This window comes from Nocardioides sp. (assembly GCF_035547795.1).
Classification (GTDB): domain Bacteria; phylum Actinomycetota; class Actinomycetes; order Propionibacteriales; family Nocardioidaceae; genus Nocardioides.
In genome coordinates, this window is the sequence record NZ_DASZUF010000162.1 from 1 (window position 1) to 4,377 (window position 4,377).

General features: G+C 72.3%; 4 protein-coding genes. 1 reads left to right on the forward strand and 3 read right to left on the reverse strand.

The genetic code is table 11. The features are described 5' to 3' along the window. Window positions 1–1,055, reverse strand: a 1,055-nt coding sequence (locus VHA72_RS11005) for a polysaccharide pyruvyl transferase family protein (protein ID WP_325575135.1), incomplete at its 3' end; no start/stop codon positions are given. 63 nt (window positions 1,056–1,118) lie between these two features. On the opposite strand from VHA72_RS11005, the gene VHA72_RS11010 reads away from it, so the two are divergent. Continuing rightward, window positions 1,119–2,423, forward strand: coding sequence for a M20/M25/M40 family metallo-hydrolase (locus tag VHA72_RS11010; protein WP_325575137.1), 1,305 nt, complete (start codon window positions 1,119–1,121; stop codon window positions 2,421–2,423). Window positions 2,424–2,431: 8 nt separating this feature from the next. Here the strand turns inward: VHA72_RS11010 and VHA72_RS11015 are convergent, their stop codons facing one another. After that, window positions 2,432–3,379, reverse strand: a complete 948-nt coding sequence (locus VHA72_RS11015) for a GGDEF domain-containing protein (RefSeq protein ID WP_325575139.1) — start codon at window positions 3,377–3,379, stop codon at window positions 2,432–2,434. A gap of 43 nt (window positions 3,380–3,422) precedes the next feature. Beyond that, a partial coding sequence (locus VHA72_RS11020) for a GGDEF domain-containing protein (protein ID WP_325575141.1) occupies window positions 3,423–4,377 on the reverse strand: 955 nt, incomplete at its 5' end.

A 4,377-nucleotide genomic window follows, 5' to 3' on the forward strand; every position in this document is an offset into this window, starting at 1 on the left:
AACCGCTCGCCGTGGTTGGCCACCGCCGGCCCGAAGTCGGCCTCGGCTGCCAAGGTGGCGGCGTCCGCGCCCGAGGGGCCGGCCAGCGAGCCGATCACCCGGTGCGGGATCTCGTGATAGCGCGCCAGCTCCAGGGTGCGCGAGTCGTGTGCCAGCACGAACGCGGGCGTGCCGGCCAGCAGCGCGGCGATGTTGCCGTGGATCCGGGTGCCGAAGCTGAAGTCGTAGCGGGCCAGCTCGGCCAGCCAGGTGGGGGAGCTGAGTGCCATCCACGCCCGGCCGTGCGCGATCAGCGGGTGGTCGGCATGGGTGGGCAGCAGCGGGTCGCCGGCGCCCTTGCCGCCGTACTCCTCGCCGAGCAGCAGGCCCAGCGAGTGTACGTCCTGGGCGACGTAGTCCAGTCGCGGGTAGCGGGTCAGGTTGTGCTGGATCACCGGACCCATCGCTGCGACGTACGGCGAGAGGTTGAGCGCGATCCGGGACTCGGCGGTGATCTCCGGCACCGGGCGCAGCGTGACATCGCCTCCGCGCAGGAACATCGAGGGGCAGCCGATGATCCGCACCGCGTCGTCGGGGAAGCCGAGGCCGAGGAGGTAGTCGCGGGTGAACTCGCCGCGCACGCCGATGGACGGGCCGCGATCGAGGACCGCCGACACGAACCGACGCACCGCGGTGTCGGTCTCGGCGCTGGTCTTGGGGTTCCAGGTGCCGTCGACCGCCGCCTGTGCGCCCACGCCGATCACGGTGACGGGCAGGTCGAGCCGCTCGATGAGCCCGCTGAGCGCGTCCAGCCGCTCGCGGAAGGTCCAGCGGAACGCGTTGGCCAGCGGGATGACCACGTGGTCGACGTGCTCCTGCAGCCAGTGCGGGTCCATGCCGCGGCCACGGGTGGGCTCGGCGAGCACGGTCGCGGTGCTCGCCGAGAGCTGGCGCTCGACGGCGTAGGTGAACAGCAGGTTGCCGAGGTTGTCGCCGAGCAGGTTCCGGGTGAAGACCTCGCGGGCGGCGGGGCGTGCGGTGGCGCCGAGGTAGGAGCGCACGAAGACGGTTTTCATAGTTTCCATACTGTATTACACGACTACGGGAAGTTCCCCGGCGACACCCGTAGCCTAGGGGCCATGCCTACCAGCGAGGTCGTCGACATCTGCCGTGACCTGATCCGGATCGACACCAGCAACTACGGCGGCGAGCCGGGGCCGGGGGAGCGCGCGGCGGCGGAGCACGTCGCGGGGCTCCTCGACGAGGTCGGCATCTCCGCGGTGCTGCACGAGCCGGTCCCGGGGCGTACGTCGCTGGTCGCCCACTGGGGCGAGGACACCGGCCGGCCGGCGCTGTTGATCCACGGCCATCTCGACGTCGTGCCCGCCGCGGCGCAGGACTGGCAGGTCGACCCGTTTGCCGGTGAGATCCGCGACTGCCCCCACGGAGGGCTCAGCCTGTGGGGTCGGGGCGCGGTCGACATGAAGGACTTCGACGCGATGCTGCTCAGCGTCGTCCGGGCCCGGCAGCGGGCCGGCCGCCCGCCGGCGCGCCGGGTGGTGCTGGCCTTCACCGCGGACGAGGAGGCCGGCGGGCACCTGGGCGCGCAGCGGCTGGTCGAGGACCTGCCGGGGGAGTTCGACGGGGTGACCGAGGGCATCGGCGAGGTCGGCGGCTTCAGCACCACGATCCGCGGCCGCCGGCTCTACCTGATCGAGGCCGCCGAGAAGGGCATGGCCTGGATGCGCCTGACCACGCGGGGCACCGCCGGCCACGGCTCGATGATCAACCACGACAACGCGGTCGCGCGGTTGGCCGCGGCGGTGGCCAGGATCGGCGCCCACCAGTGGCCGGTCACCCTCACGCCGACCATGCAGACGCTGCTGGCCGCCGTGGCCGACCTGGTCGGCACGGAGGCCACCCCGGAGAACGCGGAGAGCCTGATCGAGGAGTTCGGCCCCGCCGCTCGGATGATCGGCGCCACCCTGCGCCATGTCACCAATCCGACCATGCTGGCGGCCGGCTACAAGGTCAACGTCATCCCGACCGAGGCGACCGCGCACGTGGACGGCCGGTTCCTGCCCGGCTACGAGGACGACTTCTTCGAGACACTGGCCAAGCTCTGCGGTGAGGGCGTGGACATCGACTTCGTCTCCAACCAGAAGCCGTGGGAGACGCCGTACGACGGAGCCATCGTGGACGCCATGACCTCCGCCCTGCTGGCCGAGGACCCCGAGGCCGCGGTGGCGCCGTACCTGATGTCGGCCGGGACCGACGCGAAGCACTTCACCAAGCTGGGCATCAAGACGTTCGGCTACGCGCCGCTGCGGCTGCCCGCGGACCTGGACTTCACCGGGCTGTTCCACGGCGTGGACGAGCGGGTTCCGCTCGACGCCCTGGAGTTCGGCGCCCGGGTGTTAGACCGCTTCCTCGACCGGGTCTGACGCGCAGGTCAGGCGGCGACGACCCGGTCGCGGCCCTCGCGCTTGGCCCGGTAGAGGGCCGCGTCCGCACGCCGCATGACGTCGGCGCAGGACTCGCCCGGCCGGGCCACCACCAGCCCGATGGAGCAGGTCTGCCCCCGCGGCACGCATCGGCGCAGCCGTTCGGCGACGACCCGGGCCGTGTCGGCGTCGCGCAGCCCCACCGCGAACTCCTCGCCGCCCCAGCGCGCGACCAGGTCGCCCGGGCCGGTCAACGACGCCAGGGCCCGCGCGAAGGTGACGAGCAGGTCGTCGCCGGCCAGATGGCCGTGGGTGTCGTTGTAGGTCTTGAAGTGGTCGAGGTCCAGGAGCAGGACGGCGACCTGCGACCGGTCCGCCAGCAGTTCGCCGATCCGGTCATCCCAGGCCCGCCGGTTGGCGAGGCCGGTGAGGGCGTCGGTGGAGGCGAGGGTGTGGAAGTCGGCCTGGGCGCGGTGCAGCTGGGAGATCAGCAGTGCCGGCAGCTCCGCCGCGCACAGCCAGACCGCCGAGGCGAGCAGCAGCCGCACCACGGACTGCTCGACGGGCAGTTGGTAGGACTGCCACGCGACGAGCCCGGCGATCGGCCAGACCAGCAGGGAGGTCCAGCGCTGCTGGGTCAGGCCGACGAAGACGAAGGCGACCACGATGGCGCCCTGGCACAGCGTCGCCGAGCGCGGCGCCGCGACGTGCGCGCCGTAGAGCCCGACGATCACCAGGGTCGGCCAGACCAGGAGCGTCTCGCGCGACCGGCGCCGCAGCAGCACCCACGCCGCGGCGGCCACCAGCACGTCCGAGGCCCAGTAGCCGATCGAGTCGGCCTCGTGCGTGGTGATGCTGGCGGCATAGCAGATCAGGCCGAGCAGAATGGTGCCGACAGCGCCCCGGTTGTGCCAGGACCGTACCCCGGCGTCGGAGTACGACGGGGCGCTCGACATGACTCTCCCATCGGCATCCGGCCGGTCGTTCCTACGCGGAATGCTACTTCTCCGGGCCCGTGCGCCCGGCCGTCGCCGTGGTTGTGGACATCTGGCCGGTTCCGCGGCGGGCCCCGACCGGGCCGACGGCGACGATCCGGTTGCGGCCGTCGCGCTTGGCCTGGTAGAGCGCGGCATCGGCCCGCCGCATGATGGAGTCTGCCGACTCGCCCGGACGCGCCACTGCCAGCCCGATCGAACAGGTCTGACCGGCCGGGACGCTGCAGCGCAGCCGCTCGGCGACTCCGATCGCGGTCTCGGCGTCGCGTAGCGTCATCGCGAACTCCTCGCCGCCCCAGCGGGCGGCGACGTCGCCCTCGGGGGTCAACTCGGCCAGCACGCGCGCGAACTCCACCAGCAGATCGTCGCCGGCCAGATGACCGTGCCGATCGTTGTAGTCCTTGAACCGGTCCAGGTCGACCAGCAGCACCGCGGCGCCGGCGCTGCTGTCCAGGAGCATCGCCAGCCGGTCCTCCCACATCCGTCGGTTGGCCAACCCGGTCAGGGAGTCGGTCGAGGCCAGCCGGCGCATGTCGGCATGGGCGCTGCCCAGCCGGAACACCAGCCAGGCCGGCAGCTCGGCGGCGGAGATCCAGATGAAGCCCGCGACGGTCAGCCGGACCGCCTCCTGGGTGGGCGGCAGTGGCCCCGCCAACGCCATGGTCAGCAGTGCGAACGGCAGCAGCACCAGGGAGGTGCCGCGCGGCTGGGTGAGCCCGACGAAGAGGAACGCCGTGACCAGGCTGCCCAGGCACAGGGAGGTGGCCAGCGGCGCGAGGTACGCCGCGCCCGACATGCCGACCATCAGGATCAGCGGCCAGGCCAGCAGCAGCCGCGGCCAGGGCAGCCTTCGCACGATCAGCCAGACGCCGGCCAGCGCGAGCATCGTGGAGAGGTAGTAGATGGCGGTCACCCGGTCCACCTCGCCGGTCGCGACGGCGGCGAGCGCGCAGACGGTG

Coding starts and splice junctions, on each gene's coding strand:
- VHA72_RS11010 (WP_325575137.1), top strand. CDS start 1,119: ATGCCTACCAGCGAGGTCGTCGACATCTGCCGTGACCTGATCCGGATC.
- VHA72_RS11015 (WP_325575139.1), bottom strand. CDS start 3,379: ATGTCGAGCGCCCCGTCGTACTCCGACGCCGGGGTACGGTCCTGGCAC.